We start from the raw sequence: 17,496 nt of genomic DNA, 5'->3' as shown, positions 1-17,496 counted from the left end.
CAACGACATGAAAAAATACATACCAAAAGCCTTACTGGTCGCTCTGTTGATCAGCGGCAGTTTCGCCTGCAAAGACGACTTGGTTTATAGCGACCTGGTACGCGATAATCGCCCCGCGATTCCGGTAACGTTCCCCGACGCGACTACCTATGGGTTCAATCCGTACATCACCACGTCGCTGGCTGCCGGGGGCAACATCCAGTTCACGCTGTCGATTCCAGCCTCCAGTGGCCGTACCATCAAAGAGATCACCAAAATCGTGGGGGGTGGTACGGGCATCAATGTGGCTACCCTGAACGCGGCTACGGCTGCCACGGCCTATAATGCAGCGCCCATTGCGGGCAGTGGGACTACGGCCGTTTTCGTGACAACCCTTGCCGATTTTAAAAAGAAATACCCCGCTGTGGCAACGACGCCGGTTGCCTTACCGAATTTTACGGAGCTTGCGTTTCTGTTCCTGATAACGCTCGATGATGGGACTCAGCTTGTGCCTCAACCGGTTCGGGTGAGAGTGGTGGCCTGATTGATTCGATGCCTTAAGGCTGGCGATGTATGAACATCACGTATGCAATACAAAAATATAGTATTCTGATACTCTGTTGGGTGAGTACGCTCGGTATTGCTCACCCAACAGATTTTAGTCAGATTCAGCATTTAGTGGCAAACAAAGCTGATCCGCATACATCACCTTTGCGGCAACAGGAACTGCATAAGGCCGGTGATATTCTTTTTAAGGCGTATATAAACGGCGATACGTTAATCATTAAAAAAATACGCGCATCCCCACTGCTTAAACACCCGGTAAACAATACTGCCGAGGCTTATGTGAAAGCCCTGAAAACGAATCAGACACCATCCATTATTTATAAAATAGATGCCTATCAAATTCATCTTTATTCGGATGTTGCATTAGTTTATTATCTGCCTGAAAACGAAACACAAGAAAATAAACCTGAAGGCGGGACGCAATTGCTCGATATTTATCAAAAAAGAAAAGATCGCTGGATACAGACAGGGAGCCATATTTTATTGAAAACTATATAAAAAGGCGGGCAATCTTTAGTGAGGTTAGCTTCTCAAACCTGACCAGCGAAATTTCAAAAGACCTCATCAGGAACATATAAATCAGGTTTTGATCACTTCATCGGGCATTTCATAAACCCCAGCTATCGGGTTTGAACACCCGGCACCACTAAAAGAATTTACTAACGTGTTTTTTTATCATTCCGACGAAAAGCGGAATGATAAAAAAAACGTCGGCTTATCTGTCATTTTTAAAGGCTCAATCAGCTTCTTCTAAAAACTCTTAAACTAAGTAAGTACGCTTTTCTTCTGCTGTTTACTTGCTACTATTTTCCCTAAACTCATGCCAGCGCCATTCATGAGATGAGCGTTTACCACTCTTGGACTATAATAACCTTTCACATAAAAAAACAAAACTCTCCCCTGTTGGCGTGTCTTTGGTGCAGAACACGTTGGAAACGAATCGGTCACCTATAAACGCTTCCCGGCAACCCGTTTATGAACACAACTCTTGTGCCCCTGCTCCTGGCTTTTAGCCTCAGTTCTGCCGCTTTCCTCACCAAAGATACACAACCCGGAAGAAGGGATCACCCAACCAAACTGGCTCGCTATCAGATAGGGACGTATGTGTCGAAGGGTGGAAAACTGAATATCAATGTGAATAAGCAGTTGGGCGGCCCGGTTTATGTTCAGCTCACGGATCAGATGGGTGCGCTGTATTTCAACCGGACAATGAGTGCTCAGGATTCAACCGCCCGGTTCCGGCTCGATATAGACGAGTTAGAAGAAGGGGACTATGTACTAAAAGTGTCGAATGGGCTTGAGATCGAGCTTCGGGAGATTAAAATTACCACCAGCAAGCCAACTAAAGTAACCCGGTCTATAACGGCATTATGACGGATTTCGCAGCGAATCAGGATTGTTTTTAATCAGTCCCGATGGTGTCGTTCTGCCTGTATGACCCTTACTCACTTTATCGCCAATGAACCAGCCAGACCTTGACCAGTGGACGACCGCCTTTGCGCTCATGGCTTTTTTGGGGCTGTTCCTGGCGCCCTTACTCTTACTGCAGGCGGGTCAGCGGAAGAATCAGGTTCGCTATATCGTTGCCATTCTCACCCTATTCTCCCTGATACTATTCTATTATGTGCTCTACTGGAGCCACTATCTGCAGTTTTTCCCGTTCCTGATTGTGCCGGCGGAACTGCTCTTTTTCCTGTTTGGAGGCTTGTTCTACTTCTATCTTAAGGAGTTGCTTCACCAGCCGGTTTCATCCCGATTACAGCTCATCCATGCGGTGCCTTTCCTGGGAAGCCTGTGTGTTCATTTGCTGATCAGGCTGGCAAAGGAAACACTGCCCGCTTCTGTGTTTCAATCCACTCCTTTTGTCTACTACCCATACGTTTATCAGGCCATCCCCTGGCTTGTTCTGGTCCATCTTTCCGGCTATGCCATCGCCATTTTCCGGCTGCTGCCGTTGTTCCGGCCATTCCGGGAGGTGGCTACCTGGGCGCGGTGGTTTAGCCTGTGCTACGCCGGGTTCGTGCTGGCAAACTGGTCCTATTCTCTGCTGGTACAACTGCCCTTTTTTAACCGGTCCTGGGATTATGGCATTTCGCTGAGTATGGTAGGCTTCATCGGGCTGGTAGCCATCTTAGCGTATGTACAGCCGACAATTTTCCAGAGTAGTCGATTGCCCGGCCCTGACCCAGAAACCCCGGCCCCGTTGGTAGCTCATTTTCAGGCTGGCCAACCCGTTCCTGCCTTACCGGATTCGTCCCCGCCAACTGAGCCAGAGATGCGCTACCGCCATTCGGGACTATCTCCTCATTTGGCCACTCATTTTGCTGAACAACTTCAACGGCTCATGAGCACAGAGAAGCTTTATCAGGATAATGAGTTGCGGTTAGATACCATCTCTGAACGCATTAACATCAGCCGTCATCACCTTTCGCAGGTACTGAACGAACAGTTGGGCATGAATTTCTTCGAGTATGTCAATTCCCTGCGCGTTCAGGAAGCTAAAGAGTTATTACGTCAATATCCCCGCCAGCAGCTTAACATTATCGAGGTAGCCTACCAGGTTGGGTTTAATAATAAAGTCTCGTTCAACAAAGCTTTCAAAAATGCGACGGGTCTGACTCCGAGCGAATTTCGGCGTACTGTGCAGGATACGCCCGATTGCCATTGCCCTGCCTCGGTCATCAACGGGAATACGACACTAAAGTCAACGGGCAGTGATCGGTAACCCAAGGCTCATGATTTAGCCGATCCGCCTGCCCTGCCGGAAATCCATGCGGCATACTACTCACCCAGCCAGCGCCGGAACGCCATCGCTTTGTCGCGGCTGATAATGACATCCTCGTCAGCGGTTGGGCTAAGGTCTACTTTCAGTTTACTGGTAAAGTAGAAGTGAACTTTCTGCACGGCTTTGTGGCTAACGATGAACTGACGGTTGGCCCGGTAAAACCGGCGCGGGTCGAGTGTTTGTTCGAGTTCGTCGAGCGAATAATCAATGGCGTATTGCTTGTCGGCCTGCGTTTTCAGAAACGTTAGCTTGTTGGCCGAGAAAAAATACGCCACCTCCGCTACCTCAATGGGCAAGAGCCGCTGGCCCATGTGCACCAGAAACCGGTCCCGGACTGGATGGTCCCGGAAAAAACTATCGGGGCGCTGGTGTTGGTTGATCTGGCGTAGCAACTCGTTAATGGATACCGTCAGGCTACCTATTCCGCCGTTGCCGGTTGGCTCACTGCCGCCGTAGGTCTGGCGCAGTTGCCGGAATTTATCCAGCGCTTTACCCAGAGCGGCTTCCTCAATGGGTTTGAGCAGGTAATCAATACTATTGACTTTAAAAGCCCGCAGGGCATATTCATCGTAAGCCGTTGTGAAAATAACCGGACTACTCACCTCCACCTGGTTAAAGATCTCGAAACTTTGCCCGTCTGAGAGTTCAATGTCTACCAGAATCAGGTCGGGCCGGGGCGATTGGCGTAGATAGGTCACGGCGGTTTCGATGCTTTCCAGCACGGCCAGCACCACAATGTCGTCGCCCGCCCGGTTCAGCATAGCTTTAAGCTGGCGGGCGGCCACAGCTTCATCTTCGACAATCAATACGTTCATGCCGGTATGGGTTTAAGGAGAGGAATGGCTACCTGGAAGGTCGTTTCGGTTTGGTGAATAACGATATCGGGTTGATTCAGCAATCGGTATTTAGCCGCGATGTTGGTCAGGCCCAGCCGGTTCGACAGCACAGTTGATTGTTTAACCTGCCGATTATTGACCACGACGACATTCTGGGCCGCATCGGTAAAGATCCGAATCGTTAGCGGGCAGGCTGCCGACAGCCGGTTGTGTTTCACGGCGTTTTCGACCAGTATCTGTAGGGTCAGCGGGGGCAGACTGTAGGGCAGCAGTTCAGGGGCCAGGTCGATCTGCAGCACTAAGCCCTTCTCAAAGCGTGTTTTGAGCAAGTCCACGTAGGCCCGGATAAACTCCAGTTCCTTCGCCAGCGGGATAACCAACTGCTCGTTGCTTTGCAGCAGGTAGCGGTACACCTGCGAGAGGTTGATGATGAACGAAACGGCTTGTTCTTTCTCATCTTCCAGCACCAGCGCCTGCAGGGTGTTGAGGCTATTGAACAGAAAATGTGGTTTGACCTGCTCCCGGAGCGATTCGAGCTGGGTTTGCAGGGTCATTTTCTTTAGCTCTTCGGCTTCATAATACGTCACCCGCCACTGACGGTAGAGGTACAGCCCCTCGTAAATGGCCGCAATGGGGATCACGCAGAAAATGCCCACCGCGATGTTGTAGAGATAGCGAAGGGGTGTGTAATGATATCCCCAGAACAGACTCAGGTCATACACCGTCGTGGTCGTCAGCCGGAACAGACCCGTGATGAACACAAACCACAGGGCCTGAAAAATAATCCGTTGCCGCGTCTGACTCAGGGTTGGATACTGCCGGCGCGACCGCAGAATGCCATACCGGCTGATGGTCCACAGCAGGGAAACTTCCACTAAGCTAACTACGTAGTCGAGCCAGAAAGCCTGACCATGCTGGCGGTTGATTTCGTCGTAGAAAATCCAGTCGCCCAACAAGGCGATGAGCGGAATGCCCACCAGCCGAAACCAACGGTCGTTTAAGCGGATCATCAGAGCGCGTTCTATCCAAACCAAACTAAGTGTCTTTTTTTAGCGAAGCAAGTCAATCGCCTTTTCCAGTGCCCGGTCGTGGCCTTCCTTCAGGTCTTCACCCCTATTTTTAACAACCACTTTTGGTATAATGCCGATGCCTTCGAGGTTGCGGCCGGTGGCATCCCGCACGTCGGCAATGGGCACCCGGATACTCCAGCCGTTGGGTAGGTCGCGCGTGATGGCATCGGAGAAAGCCCCGCCCGTTACGTCGCCAACCTGCGTTACGGTCTTGTTTTGCAGCATGGCCAGCATAAACGTTTCGGCCGAACTGTACGACGACAGGTTGGTAAGTACAATGACCGGCCTGGCATACTGAAAGTTGCCCGCTGGTTCGGTGTAGAACCGCAGCTCAGGACCGAAGTTTGTATGCCGGGGCCCATTTCGCAGCCGGGAGGTGAATGAGAGGTGCCGCTCGGTGGCAAATCGGTTGGCGATGTACTGGGCCACGCGGTCCTCGCCCCCGCCGTTGTCGCGCAGGTCGATAATCAGCCCTATGGTGTCGTTGACATAGGTCAATACCGAGTCCATCGTTTTGCTGTACGTTGCAAAATCATGCTCAAACCCTTTCAGTAAAATATACCCTACGTTGGCCGATAGTTTGCCGCACACAAACTCGGAGGTAATGTTCCGGCTGTCGGTCAGGTAGCGTTTCACCACCGCGCCGTCGTAGTCGGTCACCTTCGTGCGGCCCAGAATACCCCCGTCGAACCAGGGTAGCCCGGTAGTGGCCGTTGGTCGGAGGTAGACGTGGTTATCGTCGAGATGACCCAGCAGGGCAGTCATTACCCGGTACAGGTCAGCATCGGTTGTCTGCTCGTTCACCTGCGGGCGGTAGGTTTGATAGAGAGCGTTCCAGTCGAGCTTTTTGGGGTCAAATGCGCCGTAGAGCCGGTCATATTCACCCCACAGGTGATCGAAGTTAGTTACGGGATTGTTGGGTGTTTCGGGGCCAATGATCCGGTTGGAACAGGCCGAAAACAGACCGGCTGCCAGCAGAAACAGGATGGGGACAATTGACTTTTTCATGATGGATGGTCCACCAACGTGGTGGTTTGTGGTGATTACGAGGATTAAAAATGAAATTCGCCTTCAATCGCTACCAAACTGGTAAGGGCACGGATAGGACGCGGGTCGGGGTACGACAGGTAGCGGCCCCGGTAGGTGGCTCCCACGCTCAGGCGGGGACTAAGGCGGTACGAATACCCAAACTGCACGTTCACATTTCCCAGTTTACCCACCGTAGCCGGGCGGGTGCCCTGTTTAAAGTAGGCAGCAACGTTATTGTCGCTCGTTGATTTAGGGAAGCTGGCCCAGATCGCGCGGGTAACCAGCCCCACAACGGCCATATCGACCCGCAGGGTCAGGCTGTGGTTTGTTCCAAAGGCGTAGTCGGTCTGCACCACAGGCGAGAACGTTGCCGTATTGACTACCCAGGGAAAATTGGCCACTTCATCGGCATAGAGCAGGGATTCCTGCACCGAGCCACCCACCCAGGTGTTAATCCGGCCGGGTTCGGCCGGGCCGATGCGCCGAAGGTAGTCTGCTTCAAGCGTGACGTGGTAGAGTTCTGACGCAATCTGATAAGTATACGGTGTGCCATCGCCGAACGTAGTCGCGTAGGTCCGGGGGCCAAAGCGTTCGGGGTTCATCGTGCCCGCTCCGCCCGACAGCCGCAGGTTAAACTGAGAACGGTCGGTATGGTGTCGATAGGTGAACCCATACAACGGGTAAACGGTGCCTGCGTAGCGCAGTGGTGATGCCTGCTCATCGAGGGTGCGGAGGTGGAACGTACCGACCGACAGGCCGATGCTGTTGCGATAAGTTTGCGCCGGGGCTGAAAGAGCAAAATTGACCATGACAGCGACGCACAGGGAGAGTTTAACGGGACGGTTCATTGGTGGACTGTTGTTTGGTTGACGTTGCAAAGGTGACATCCCCGCATCTGATCGCAAACATACCGGCGACGAACTGGAAAAGATCCGCACTCAATCGGAGAAGGCAAACGCCGAACGGGAGAACGTTGTATGTCCGGCCCATCAGCACACGCGTTGATGGGGCATTTCCAGCAGCCCTCTACGGATACAGGGAGCAAAACGAAAAAAGCCACTTCGTGAGCGGCTCTTTCCTGTTATCCGGGCGGCTGGCAAGCCGTCATATCCGGCACTGGACGTATGTTGATTAACGGGATGTAAAACTACTCTGTGCTTCGCTAACCAATTGCTGAATAAGTTTATGCGCTTCCATCACGGGTGCTTTATTGGCGCGCATTCCCGCCCACAGCGGCATAAATTCAGCATGGCCACTGGCCCGTAGAGCGGTTGTCAGAACGGCTTGCACTGGGTAAGCCGGGATAGGCAGGGCTGCTTCTTCAACCGCCTGAATCAGCTTGTTCCGAATGCCTCTTGCCCAGCGGCCCGTAATGGCCCTTGTCAGCACCGTGTCTGTTGCCTGAGCATGGCTGACGGCCTGCTGGTATGCGGCCGGCGCCTTACTTTCCCGGCTTCTCAGAAAAAGACTGCCCACTTGAAATCCCTGCGCTCCCATCACATGAGCAGCTACAATGCCGCTGCCATCGGCCAGCCCCCCAGCCGCAACGACAGGTATCGTTACCCGATCGACAATCTCGGAGACGAGCACCATAGTCGGAATCTGGGGTAGTGGATTCTGAGTCAGAAAACTGGCCCGGTGACCACCCGCTTCAATGCCTTGGGCCACGATGGCATCGACCCCATTGCCAGCCAGGTGCAGGGCTTCCTGCGGGCAGGTGGCTGTGCCAATCAGCCGAATATTTGCCGATTTAAGCCGCTGAACACTGGCGTTGTCCAGCAGTCCAAACGTAAAGCTTACTATGGGCACTTGCTGCTCGAGCAGGCAATCAATTTGCTCCCGATAGCTGTGGTAGGGTATGGTGTCTGGGGATGTTCGTTCAATAGCCAGCCCATATGCCCGACCCAGTCCTTCGAGAAAATCCTGCATCGGTTCCACCTCCTTAGCTGAGGGTGCGGCAGGAATCTGATCAGCGAATAAATTGACCGCAAAGGGTTGCTTCGTCTGTTGTTTCACCTCCCCGATCAGGGCGCGGGTCTGGGCAGGACTTAATCCGCCAACGGGTAGCGAACCAAGCCCACCCGCGTTGGAAACCTTTGCCACCATTTGGGGCGAAGTGACGCCCAGCATCGGCGCCTGAATAATGGGATAGCGGATACCCAGCATCTGTTGCAACGCATTCTCCCACAACAGATTAGGCCTGGGTATGCCCCCCAGCGGACTGGCTGGCTGCCTGGCTTCTACGGAAGCCGGATCGTTACTCAAATAACAGGCCGAACCTAAAGTCATGCTCATGCGGGCTAAGAACTCGTTTCGATTGATGGTTTCACTGGCTTTCATGAAGAGATGGTTTTAAGTTGCCCGATTCATGGTCTCCTTGTTTGCATGAATTGGCTAACGGTATAAAAGTATGCCCTGGGATAGGTAGCCTACCCTTAGCCTGCCCTACTTCACCACGAGTCGATGCCGACGGATATGACCCCGTTCTTCGACAGTTACTATGTACACACCTGCTGATAAACTCCCCTGCGTTTTCAGCAACAGCTCGCCCGATTCGATCCCTGCTTTCTGCAACGGCACCAGATGCCCAGTCGCACTGTAGACGTTGACTCTGGCCGTTTCCGGCTCATCCAGACGCACGGTAAACTGCCCATCACTCGCTACTGGATTAGGAAACACTCCGTAGGCTACATCCTGCAACACCACCGACGGGCCGGGAAAAATTGTGACTTTGCCACTCAAATCCGTTGCCCCGGGCATTGCACCGGAGGTAACAACAACGGGCGTATTGGCATTATCGTTGCTGAAAACATTCGTTCCAACGGCTGTTGCAACAGCATTAACCAGTAGTTGGGGTGGGGAAGTACTGGTTGTCTTGATACCTGCTATGGTTAAGGTCAGTGTATAATCGGCGTTTCCGGGAACAGGGCCCAGGTTGCTTCTCACGGTGATAATCAGCCCATTGTCAGCATCATAATCCCCCACGATAACCGATAGGTTGGCGGTATTACTCCCTGCCGGAGAGGTCACCACCACCGAAGAACCCGTAACGACGACGTTGGGGGGCAGCGTAAAGGTGTACGTAGCCGTCGCACGTTGAGGAATAGGTGTGGAACTGCCATTGCCAAAACTGGCACGAACAATTCCCGTAGCGCCCACCGGGAGAGACTGGGGAGAGACGACGACTCCCCCCACCGACGGGTCCTGGGCGTAAGCTGCGTACCCGCTGCCTATACCCAACAGAAAGGCGAGAATAAATTTTCTGGTCATAATCGGAACAAATAAGGTTGGTGAAGACAAGCGAAAATCCTGAACTCGTTCGCGTCAATTCGTTAAAAAATAGAGTTGGCCCCAGAGAAACGTTACAACCCCGTCACTATTCGGGAATAAATGTTGTTGGACGAGTCCCCATCATAGCTTTTGCTCGCATCGTCGTTGACATTGACAGTAATGTTGGATGAACTGCCGGTATTGGCCGTCGTGCGGGTAATGGTGAAGCCCAAAGTGGCCTTGCCTTTAGCCCCAATCAACTGCCCTGCCTTCATCGTCAGCGAGAATTGCTGATTGGTCTGATTCGTGGTTACGAGCCACTGGGTATTATCCACACTAATCGGATTGTTGCTACCCCCCGATACATTAATACTATTGAGGGAAGTAGTAAACGAAAGACTGTAACCTACGGGGGCGGTGAGCGTGATGGCTGCCTTTCCCGAAGCCGTAGGCTGACCGCCTGTTTCAAAGATCTCGACAATGAAGTTTCTGACACTATTAGCCCCCGATGGAGCAAAACTGGCCTGAGGAAGGGACAGCGTTGTCGTTAAATCAGGACCACCGCTGGCGGGAGAGACAACCCCCGACACGGATAGGGTACTGGGCGTAATGCTGCCCATTTGCGCCGTTACGGTTCCGTTGATCGGCCCTGTTGCTGTGCCTTTGAGCCGCACGAACAACTCGCGGGAGCCGGTCCCGTTTGCGGCCACGCCGGTTAAGGTCTGGAGTTGGTCCGAAAAGGGTCCGCTGGCCAACGTAGCCACTTCATAGCCCGCCGGGGCCTGGGCCGATACCGCAATAATAGCCGGGTTCGATACCGGCAGATTCGTGCCCGAAATGGTGAAGGCCTTAGGGGCCGAGGGCGTTCCCTGATTGGTAGTAAAGCCTGCTAAACTGGCCAGATTGACGGATGTAGTGGGTGGCCCTGTAACCGTACCACTTACGGCCAGATTCACCGTCGTGATGTCTGGATTACTGTGGGTGATGTTCCCGCTATAGTTGCCTGGGGCCAGGCCCGATTTCAAACGCACGTTGATAGTAGCCGTACCGTTGCCACTTATACCCTGCGAATCGCTGAAGAAACTTGTGCCATCGAGCTGGATTTCAAAACCGGCAGGAGCAGCCAGTGAGAGATTTATCACACTGCCGTTACTACTAGTTAGCCCCGATCCTGTTAGCTGATACTGCTTTATCTGCGATGGGGCGCTTCCGTTCGTGGTGAAGCCGGATAAGCTTGTCGGATCAACCAGCAGTACGGGTTGAGCCGGAACGTCTTTAACCGTTCCTTCGACCCTTAATTCATCGAACAAATCGCCCCCATCCTTAACCTGAACAATACCAAAGACACCCCCCAGCGTTTCTCCTTTCAGCCTGACAAACAGGGTTTTCTGGGCTGTACCATCCGGCTGTATGGCTAACTGAATGGTCAGACTGGTGCTAAATGGGCCACTCGCCTGTTCACTCACGTTAAATCCTGCGGGTGACAGCACTTGAAGCGAGGCACTGGAACCCGGCAGATGCTGGCCATTAATAACAAACGATTTGGGTGCCGAAGACTGCTCCGGCGTTGTGTCCAGCTTATCCAGAAAATCAGGTTCTATGAAAATCCGGGGCTGGTTGGCTGGCACTGCCGTTACCGTACCCGTCAGTTGCACCTCACCCAGCGGAGCGTCGGTAGCACGAATACTATGCACAAGTATGGCCGTTTTGGCACCGGGTGTAGCCGAGGCTTTTAAGCGGACAAACACGGTTCGCTGGATGTTTCCGTTATTGTCAGCCTTAATGAACGTCAGCGGGCCGTAAGGCCCCTGTGCGTTAACGCTCAATTGAAATTCGTCCGCGTCGTCCCCCGGAATACGTAGTTCAATTGATGTTTGGGGTGGAAATCTACTGGCTGTAATCAGATAGGTTTTCGGCTCCGACGGAATTCCCTGTTTGGTCGTAAAACCGGACAAACTCCCCGGATCGAACCCGAAGATGGGGAGTGGCGGAGCACTAACCGCACCACTCAGCAGCACAACGGGGGTCGATACGGCCGGGCTAACATTCAGGAAGTGGTTGATCGTACCACTCACACTGCCCTGCGTAGCACTGGCCTTGATACGCACGAAGATTACCTGCGACAGATTACCCCCACTACTGAGATTCAGGGGAATAGTCGTTGCGAACGGGCCATTTTGTGATGTACTAATTTCAAAACCAGTCCCCGCAACCGTCACGTTGAAATCCGGGTTAGCTGCGGGTGGCGTCAGGTCATTGGCGGTGAATGTATAGGATTTGACCTGGGATGATGAGCCTTGCTGAGTCGTGAATCCCGTCAGACTCGATGTACTTACGGAAATACCCGTAGCCCAGGCGCCGGTAAAGGCGAGCAGGCAGGTAAGTAAAGTCAGCAGGGCGACGCCAGAGCGCCAGGGTTGCTGAAGAGTGGCGTAACGCATGGTTGTAGAGGTGTTGAAATGAGTGAAAAAAGGGTGTTTTGGGAAGAAATGGACAAGAGAATCCCCGCCGGAGGTCAAACACGACCTCCGGAGGCAATTCAATAAAGAGCAAATACGATCAGGCTTCGATCAGGGCGGGGGGCACCAGTTGGGCACCGAGTTGCAGCAACCGGCCCAGATCATCGGCGTTGCGCCAGGTTTCCATCATCAGGCCATCCACAATGTGAAAGATGAAGGTGGAGGTGAACACCTGCCGTTTACCGTGAGCAGGTATTCCCAGGAAGCTATTCTGGAAACAATTGTTCGTAGCCCGCACGGCCACTTTATCGCCTTCGGCCAGCACCAGATTCACCGTCCATTGCTGATCGATGTGGTCGAACGTGCCAAACAGGTAGCGGATACCATCGGGGCCAATTGGCATATTGGGCGCTCCGCCGTGCATCTGCCAGGTCGGGTGTGTCATGGCGCAGATTTCTTCGACTTTGCCCTCGCTCACGAGTTGAAGCCACAGTTGGGCAATGCGTTTGTTTTCTTCGGGTTGAGACATGGCTTTATGAGTTTATCCCCAACCGACGAGTCGGTTGGGGGTGAGGTGATGTTAGAATTGCATAGCGAAGTGCAGCCGGACAACGCACCGTTCGTTCCCTGATTCGTCGGTGACCATCGGGCATGGGTTTAGCAGACGCTGTCCCTGTAGGTGACTCTTGATGCTGTCAATCAGGACTTTATCCTTTGCGAGTACAATCACATCCTGAATGCGGTGCTGTTCGTCCAGCCGAAAGCTGATAACGGTTGTACTTTTGCTCATCCGGGCGGATAGTTCTACGTAATCCAGATAGGCTGATAGTTCATCCTGCCAGTTGCCTGGCGCGTGGGCTGTTGTCGTTATGTTGTGCTTAGCGATGCCCGTCATGGGCAGGGCAAGCCCGGCAACCAGCAGCCAGATGGCGATTCGTGCTTGATTGGTTTTCATTTTTTTAAGTGAATGGTATTGTGGGTGAGTCGATTCGTTATTGGTTCGGTGCTACTACGGTGAACTTGGCGTTGGCGGCTGTGCCCTTTACGTCGCCCCGCACCAGATCGTTCTGGAAGTAGTAGAGCGGCTTTTTGTTGGCGGTGGTCTGTTTGCTGCCATCGGCCCGGCTGATGCTGCTGAAGAACACGCCGTTTAGTGTTGACGGCGCTATGGCAGGCTGGGCCGAAAACTGGGGCCAAACCGTCAGGCAACCGTCTTTGCAGTTGCTAATGTCGTCGGTATCGCCCGAGAAGGTGTACAGGGTTCTGCCCGAAATACCGACCAGATACTTGCCTGCACCTTTATCGGCAACCATGACCGTATAATCGGGTTTGGCTACGTAGAAGCTATTCTTACCCTCGCCGTTTACCTCACCGGCTTTGGTATCCTGAGCAAAGCGGTAGAGCGGCCAGCCTTTGAACGTAGTCTGCTTAGACCCATCGGCGCGGATGATGACGCCGAACTGCGTGGAATCCAGCCCGTCGGCAAACACTTTGTTCTTCTCGTAGAACACGGGCCAGGTATCGGTGCAACCGCCCGAACACTGGCTGGCGCCTGCCACGTCCTTCGCGAACAGATAAAGCGTGTTGCCGCTGCCATCGGTGAGCAGGCTGCCCAGTTTGGCGTCCTGGCGGGTGGCGATGTTGGCCACCGGTCCGGCGGGTGCCGGTGTTGTGTTGTCTTGCTGGCAGGCCTGCGACAGGAGAGCCAGCGTTCCCATCACGGCGAGCGTGCGGATGGTTTGGGGAATGGTGATAAACTGCATGATGAATACGGATAAAAAAGATGAATGATGGAATTGATTATCTGGACGGGTATCAGCCGCGTATGAACCGCTTTGCCCTCCCGGCACATTGATGGGACAAAGGTGGCAGGCACGTCAGGGGTGGGAAAAATTAGTCGCACCAGGCGTGGGAAACTCGTTGGGAAGCAGGGAGAAATCAGGCACGAACCGTTCGCTCAAAAGGGGTAATTAATTGGTTTTCCGATAGGTGTGGATTCGCCTGATTCTGCTACGTAAGGCGTGCCAATCACAAAAAAAGCCGCCCTCTATCTTAACAGGGGCGGCTTTTTTGCGAACTCACTTCGTAAAAAACGGGTAAAACAATGAACCTGTTTAGTATTTCTCTTTAAGGCCAATAATGTGTTTGTTGGCCAGCCGGTTTTACCCCTACATCCCCTTCAGGGCAGGGCCGTTAAGCGCTAATCCCGTAGGGATGACAGGATTATAGAAAAACAGATACAGTCGCCCGTTTAGAAGCCCGAAGGGGTGGTATACTGTCACCCCTTCGGGCTTCAAGCTGGACTTTTGGCGTGTTTTGGCTATACTCCTGCCACGCCTTCAGCCGGGGCCGCCCGTGCGGTTAAAAACCAGCGCTTAACAACCCTGCCCTAAAGGGGACTTTGCTCACTCTTAAACGAAGTCCCCTTTAGGGGATTTAGGGGTAAAACCAACCAGAAAAAAGTAAGCCTAAACAGATTCAATGTCCCGTCAGGCAGTCGGTACAAGTTCAAAACAAAGCTTTTCGGGATCATCACTGGCTATCTGGCGAAATCTGTTTTTAGTCAATACACCAATGGATGCTTCATTGCCGGGCAGCGTATGCGCGATAATCCGCTTAACACCCAGTTGCTGCCAGGCATGGCTAACCAGCCTGGCAACAAGTTCGGTGGCGACTCCCCGGCGACGCCATTCAGTAGAAACCGAATACCCAATTTCAAGTACACCTTGCGGATCGGGTGGCCCAAAGTAGCCTCCTCCAGCCACTAAGGTAGCTGCCGTAGTGGGGGTAGGATACATAACCACATACCACCCATACCAGCCCGCAGCTTCCGGTCCACCTGCTATGAGTTGATCCAGAAAAAACTGCATTGCATCCCGGTCATATTCACCGGGTGGCCAGTCAGATGGGATGGCTACATTAAGCACAGTGGCTAACTGATCGGTGCTGGCGAGTTCGGCTTGTAATAAGGCCGGAGTACTTGCAATAAAAAGAAGGTGAGGTGAGTATAAAAAAGCTGGTTTCATGGGATGATGGGAGATGCGTACAAAAGTACAGAATTATTGTCCTGCTGATCAGCATTTTGACTCTGTCTCAGCAAGCCAATCCCTTAATCGTCTCCGCCATCATCACCCCAAAAGGAATCGCTGTCGGCGTCATCCCCCAACTGATCAGACTCCGTGCCGAACCACCGTTTCACCCGAACATACAGGTGAACGAGGCAGCCAACAATGAATAGAAAGCCGTATGAGATAAGGTCTGAACCGGTCAGACCGAGAAAAACAAACATGATAAAAGGAGATTATTTACCGCATGGAGTTATTCATGACAGTGATACTACCGGTGGGTACTATACGATAACTACAGGCCCACCATAGGCGGCCTGTAGTCAGGGCAGAAAAGTTGGGGTGCCTACCCTTTGTTGGTCACGAATTCGACCTTGTTCTTCACGCTGATCTGCTCCGCTATTTTCATCATCACGAGCTTGGGAACCGCAATATGGTGGGCTTCCAGCGGCACCGTGAAGTCGGAGAGGAGCGTAATTTTGCCGGATTCAACCGTTACCTTACCCGTCAGGGTGCGGGGTTGCTTCACGCCATGCAGGTCCAGCGTTCCTTTGGCCGTAACGGGGTACGTCCCCGGCCTGGTCCAGTCGATTTTTTCGGCAATAACGCCCTGAAAACTGGCGCTGGGGTACTTCTCCGATTCGATGTAGTTCTCGTTGAAGTGTTCCTGCATGAGTTTGTTGGGGAAGGCAAAATCGGTCATGTCCATTTTAATGGCTACTTCATTTTTAGCCGGATTCAGCAGCGCTTTCACCTTGTGATTGGTGGCCGAGATATTCTCGACCGGCGTTTCAGAGAAGAAACTGCTTTCGGCTTTGCTGGCCGATAGTACCTGCGCCGATGCGCGATCCGCCGTAGCGGTGGTCAGGGCCAGCACCGTGGCACCGACGACAAAAAGAGGACGATAAAGCATAAAAATAATTGGTTGGTGAATGGTGAATGATTACTTTTTGAAACTGAACATGCGGGAAACACTGAACCCAAAGTGAACGTCGCCCTTTTCAAACTGGCCACCGAAGTTGCCGCCGGTCTGGGTCAGGAACTGCTTTTCGATCATGCCAAACGAGTTGGTGAAAATAAGCTGGAATACGTGCCCGCCGGTTTCGAGGTCGATGCCTAAAGCCAGCGGGTTGTACGTTTGAAAAGGCTGTTTCAGACGTAGCTGATCCTGGTCGACCCAGTAATACTCGGCGTTGAGTGAAACACGCTTGCTCACTTTAACACGCCCGCCAACCCCCACCGCCGGAACGACCTGGGTCTGTTGCGGCTGAATTGGGCTGGGCCGGAAGATGGCCGTCGGTGTCACCTGTATGGAAACGTACTCCGAAAATTTACGGGCAATCAGCAGTTGCCCCGTCCCCACAAATCGCTCACTATACGCCTTGAACTCACCACCTAACGCCGGGCTGCGGGGATCGAGGGCGACCGTGCCCAGGGCCGTGATGGTGACCGGCCAGGCGCGGGCACCCGTTGTCTGCCCAATCAACCGGGCTTTCAGGTAGGCATCCAGATTCTTCTCAATCGAGCTGCGGCCAATGCCCAGGGTTATGTTGTTGGTCAGGCCGTACTCAAATCCTAAACGAATGGTGGCAAAATCCAGCCCGAACAGTTCGCTGACGCCTTTGTTGAGCCGGTCGAAGCGGTGCGAAATACGAAAATCCAAATGGTGAGCCTTAACGGTTTCGACCGTATGGCCATTGAGCAGCCGGGTCGATTTGAAGGTAGCCGAGACGGGTCGGCTCGCGGGTGCGTTGCTGTTCAATTGGCTCATCAGATCCGTTTGAGAAAACGCCGGCGCACCGGTTAGTCCGAGTAAAACTATAAGTCGTTTCATGCGTGAAGGAGAGAAAGTTGATGATTACAATCGCTTACTCATTGATTTTCAGGACGTTGCTCGCCCCGTCGAAACTGGTTTTATACACTTTCAGGGGCGAACCTGCCGGGCCGTTAATGACGCTGCCATCGTTCTTGAAATTCGACCCGTGATCAGGGCAATGCAGGCGGTTCCCAGCCAGATCATATTCGACCGACGTGCCCGCGTGGGTGCAGGCTTTGTTCACGGCTAAGAACGAGCCGTCTTTGGTGCGGGCAACAATGAGTCCGTTGAGATAAATGAACCCGCCGTTTTGCTTGAGTTTGGCGTTAGCAGCCTCGTTCAGATTGAGCGACACATTCACCTTACCGGAGCCTGTGCCAGTTGGGTTAGGACCGGGCGTGTCTTCGCTGGCGGCTGAGCAGCCACACATACAATTGGCCAGCACAATAGCGCCGACGCTGGTGCCGACCAGTGAGAAAAAAGCCCGGCGGTCGAGTGAAGTTGGGGAAGTAGTCATACGGTTAAAAAAGTGAATGGCGAGAACTAACTGATAGGGAAGCAATACGTTGTTGGTGATTTCACCCGCTTCCTGATTGCGAAACAAAGGTGCTGATGGGGCG

At 53.0% G+C, this 17,496-nt stretch carries 19 protein-coding genes; 4 read left to right on the top strand and 15 right to left on the bottom strand.

The genetic code is table 11. From position 1 onward, the window contains the following. Positions 1-7 precede the first annotated feature (7 nt). The 4 genes from ACYVI1_RS01205 to ACYVI1_RS01190 all read left to right on the top strand — a co-directional run bounded on the left by ACYVI1_RS01205 (position 8) and on the right by ACYVI1_RS01190 (position 3,271). On the top strand, positions 8-523 hold the full coding sequence (locus ACYVI1_RS01205; RefSeq protein WP_460905832.1) for a hypothetical protein: 516 nt from the start codon (positions 8-10) through the stop codon (positions 521-523). 29 nt (positions 524-552) lie between these two features. Continuing rightward, positions 553-1,044, top strand: coding sequence for a hypothetical protein (locus tag ACYVI1_RS01200; RefSeq protein WP_460905829.1), 492 nt, complete (start codon positions 553-555; stop codon positions 1,042-1,044). A 477-nt stretch (positions 1,045-1,521) separates the two neighbouring features. After that, on the top strand, positions 1,522-1,920 hold the full coding sequence (locus ACYVI1_RS01195; protein ID WP_460905826.1) for a hypothetical protein: 399 nt from the start codon (positions 1,522-1,524) through the stop codon (positions 1,918-1,920). 85 nt (positions 1,921-2,005) lie between these two features. Then, positions 2,006-3,271, top strand: coding sequence for a helix-turn-helix domain-containing protein (locus ACYVI1_RS01190; RefSeq protein WP_460905823.1), 1,266 nt, complete (start codon positions 2,006-2,008; stop codon positions 3,269-3,271). 56 nt (positions 3,272-3,327) lie between these two features. Here the strand turns inward: ACYVI1_RS01190 and ACYVI1_RS01185 are convergent, their stop codons facing one another. The 15 genes from ACYVI1_RS01185 to ACYVI1_RS01115 form a co-directional block, all read right to left on the bottom strand. Further along, positions 3,328-4,146: a LytR/AlgR family response regulator transcription factor gene (locus tag ACYVI1_RS01185; protein WP_460905820.1), complete on the bottom strand. Its 819-nt coding sequence runs from the start codon at positions 4,144-4,146 to the stop codon at positions 3,328-3,330. Next, on the bottom strand, positions 4,143-5,177 hold the full coding sequence (locus tag ACYVI1_RS01180; RefSeq protein WP_460905817.1) for a sensor histidine kinase: 1,035 nt from the start codon (positions 5,175-5,177) through the stop codon (positions 4,143-4,145). The genes ACYVI1_RS01185 and ACYVI1_RS01180 overlap by 4 nt, the downstream gene beginning before the upstream one ends. Before the next feature lie 39 nt (positions 5,178-5,216). Then, on the bottom strand, positions 5,217-6,245 hold the full coding sequence (locus ACYVI1_RS01175) for a S41 family peptidase (RefSeq protein WP_460905815.1): 1,029 nt from the start codon (positions 6,243-6,245) through the stop codon (positions 5,217-5,219). A gap of 44 nt (positions 6,246-6,289) precedes the next feature. Further along, positions 6,290-7,114 (bottom strand): hypothetical protein, encoded by an 825-nt coding sequence (locus tag ACYVI1_RS01170; protein ID WP_460905812.1) that lies wholly within the window; start codon positions 7,112-7,114, stop codon positions 6,290-6,292. Between the two features lie 283 nt (positions 7,115-7,397). Further along, the gene (locus ACYVI1_RS01165) at positions 7,398-8,606 is read right to left on the bottom strand and encodes an NAD(P)H-dependent flavin oxidoreductase (RefSeq protein ID WP_460905808.1); all 1,209 of its coding nucleotides are present in this window, start codon (positions 8,604-8,606) and stop codon (positions 7,398-7,400) included. 105 nt (positions 8,607-8,711) lie between these two features. Then, on the bottom strand, positions 8,712-9,536 hold the full coding sequence (locus tag ACYVI1_RS01160) for a T9SS type A sorting domain-containing protein (RefSeq protein ID WP_460905805.1): 825 nt from the start codon (positions 9,534-9,536) through the stop codon (positions 8,712-8,714). Between the two features lie 92 nt (positions 9,537-9,628). Beyond that, positions 9,629-11,977, bottom strand: a complete 2,349-nt coding sequence (locus ACYVI1_RS01155) for an autotransporter outer membrane beta-barrel domain-containing protein (protein WP_460905802.1) — start codon at positions 11,975-11,977, stop codon at positions 9,629-9,631. Between the two features lie 118 nt (positions 11,978-12,095). Next, positions 12,096-12,524, bottom strand: a complete 429-nt coding sequence (locus ACYVI1_RS01150; RefSeq protein WP_460905798.1) for an ester cyclase — start codon at positions 12,522-12,524, stop codon at positions 12,096-12,098. Between the two features lie 51 nt (positions 12,525-12,575). Continuing rightward, a complete protein-coding gene (locus ACYVI1_RS01145) occupies positions 12,576-12,950 on the bottom strand; it encodes a hypothetical protein (protein WP_460905795.1) in 375 nt (124 codons plus the stop codon). A 37-nt stretch (positions 12,951-12,987) separates the two neighbouring features. After that, entirely contained in the window at positions 12,988-13,758 is a 771-nt protein-coding gene (locus ACYVI1_RS01140) for a hypothetical protein (protein WP_460905792.1), read from the bottom strand. A 726-nt stretch (positions 13,759-14,484) separates the two neighbouring features. Beyond that, positions 14,485-15,021, bottom strand: coding sequence for a GNAT family N-acetyltransferase (locus ACYVI1_RS01135; RefSeq protein WP_460905789.1), 537 nt, complete (start codon positions 15,019-15,021; stop codon positions 14,485-14,487). Positions 15,022-15,104: 83 nt separating this feature from the next. Then, entirely contained in the window at positions 15,105-15,284 is a 180-nt protein-coding gene (locus ACYVI1_RS01130; RefSeq protein WP_460905786.1) for a hypothetical protein, read from the bottom strand. Positions 15,285-15,406: 122 nt separating this feature from the next. Next, on the bottom strand, positions 15,407-15,973 hold the full coding sequence (locus ACYVI1_RS01125; RefSeq protein WP_460905783.1) for a YceI family protein: 567 nt from the start codon (positions 15,971-15,973) through the stop codon (positions 15,407-15,409). 30 nt (positions 15,974-16,003) lie between these two features. Continuing rightward, entirely contained in the window at positions 16,004-16,894 is an 891-nt protein-coding gene (locus tag ACYVI1_RS01120) for a DUF5777 family beta-barrel protein (RefSeq protein WP_460905780.1), read from the bottom strand. A 34-nt stretch (positions 16,895-16,928) separates the two neighbouring features. Continuing rightward, positions 16,929-17,393 (bottom strand): QcrA and Rieske domain-containing protein, encoded by a 465-nt coding sequence (locus tag ACYVI1_RS01115; protein WP_460905776.1) that lies wholly within the window; start codon positions 17,391-17,393, stop codon positions 16,929-16,931. Between the last annotated feature and the right edge of the window lie 103 nt (positions 17,394-17,496).

Source organism: Spirosoma areae (assembly GCF_054781775.1).
This window is presented reverse-complemented; position numbering and strand designations above follow the sequence as displayed.

What these genes read in the sequence shown, in the direction of transcription:
- ACYVI1_RS01205 (WP_460905832.1), top strand. Translation starts at nt 8, where the DNA reads ATGAAAAAATACATACCAAAAGCCTTACTGGTCGCTCTGTTGATCAGC.
- ACYVI1_RS01200 (WP_460905829.1), top strand. Translation starts at nt 553, where the DNA reads ATGAACATCACGTATGCAATACAAAAATATAGTATTCTGATACTCTGT.
- ACYVI1_RS01195 (WP_460905826.1), top strand. Translation starts at nt 1,522, where the DNA reads ATGAACACAACTCTTGTGCCCCTGCTCCTGGCTTTTAGCCTCAGTTCT.
- ACYVI1_RS01190 (WP_460905823.1), top strand. Translation starts at nt 2,006, where the DNA reads ATGAACCAGCCAGACCTTGACCAGTGGACGACCGCCTTTGCGCTCATG.
- ACYVI1_RS01185 (WP_460905820.1), bottom strand. Translation starts at nt 4,146, where the DNA reads ATGAACGTATTGATTGTCGAAGATGAAGCTGTGGCCGCCCGCCAGCTT.
- ACYVI1_RS01180 (WP_460905817.1), bottom strand. Translation starts at nt 5,177, where the DNA reads ATGATCCGCTTAAACGACCGTTGGTTTCGGCTGGTGGGCATTCCGCTC.
- ACYVI1_RS01175 (WP_460905815.1), bottom strand. Translation starts at nt 6,245, where the DNA reads ATGAAAAAGTCAATTGTCCCCATCCTGTTTCTGCTGGCAGCCGGTCTG.
- ACYVI1_RS01170 (WP_460905812.1), bottom strand. Translation starts at nt 7,114, where the DNA reads ATGAACCGTCCCGTTAAACTCTCCCTGTGCGTCGCTGTCATGGTCAAT.
- ACYVI1_RS01165 (WP_460905808.1), bottom strand. Translation starts at nt 8,606, where the DNA reads ATGAAAGCCAGTGAAACCATCAATCGAAACGAGTTCTTAGCCCGCATG.
- ACYVI1_RS01160 (WP_460905805.1), bottom strand. Translation starts at nt 9,536, where the DNA reads ATGACCAGAAAATTTATTCTCGCCTTTCTGTTGGGTATAGGCAGCGGG.
- ACYVI1_RS01155 (WP_460905802.1), bottom strand. Translation starts at nt 11,977, where the DNA reads ATGCGTTACGCCACTCTTCAGCAACCCTGGCGCTCTGGCGTCGCCCTG.
- ACYVI1_RS01150 (WP_460905798.1), bottom strand. Translation starts at nt 12,524, where the DNA reads ATGTCTCAACCCGAAGAAAACAAACGCATTGCCCAACTGTGGCTTCAA.
- ACYVI1_RS01145 (WP_460905795.1), bottom strand. Translation starts at nt 12,950, where the DNA reads ATGAAAACCAATCAAGCACGAATCGCCATCTGGCTGCTGGTTGCCGGG.
- ACYVI1_RS01140 (WP_460905792.1), bottom strand. Translation starts at nt 13,758, where the DNA reads ATGCAGTTTATCACCATTCCCCAAACCATCCGCACGCTCGCCGTGATG.
- ACYVI1_RS01135 (WP_460905789.1), bottom strand. Translation starts at nt 15,021, where the DNA reads ATGAAACCAGCTTTTTTATACTCACCTCACCTTCTTTTTATTGCAAGT.
- ACYVI1_RS01130 (WP_460905786.1), bottom strand. Translation starts at nt 15,284, where the DNA reads ATGTTTGTTTTTCTCGGTCTGACCGGTTCAGACCTTATCTCATACGGC.
- ACYVI1_RS01125 (WP_460905783.1), bottom strand. Translation starts at nt 15,973, where the DNA reads ATGCTTTATCGTCCTCTTTTTGTCGTCGGTGCCACGGTGCTGGCCCTG.
- ACYVI1_RS01120 (WP_460905780.1), bottom strand. Translation starts at nt 16,894, where the DNA reads ATGAAACGACTTATAGTTTTACTCGGACTAACCGGTGCGCCGGCGTTT.
- ACYVI1_RS01115 (WP_460905776.1), bottom strand. Translation starts at nt 17,393, where the DNA reads ATGACTACTTCCCCAACTTCACTCGACCGCCGGGCTTTTTTCTCACTG.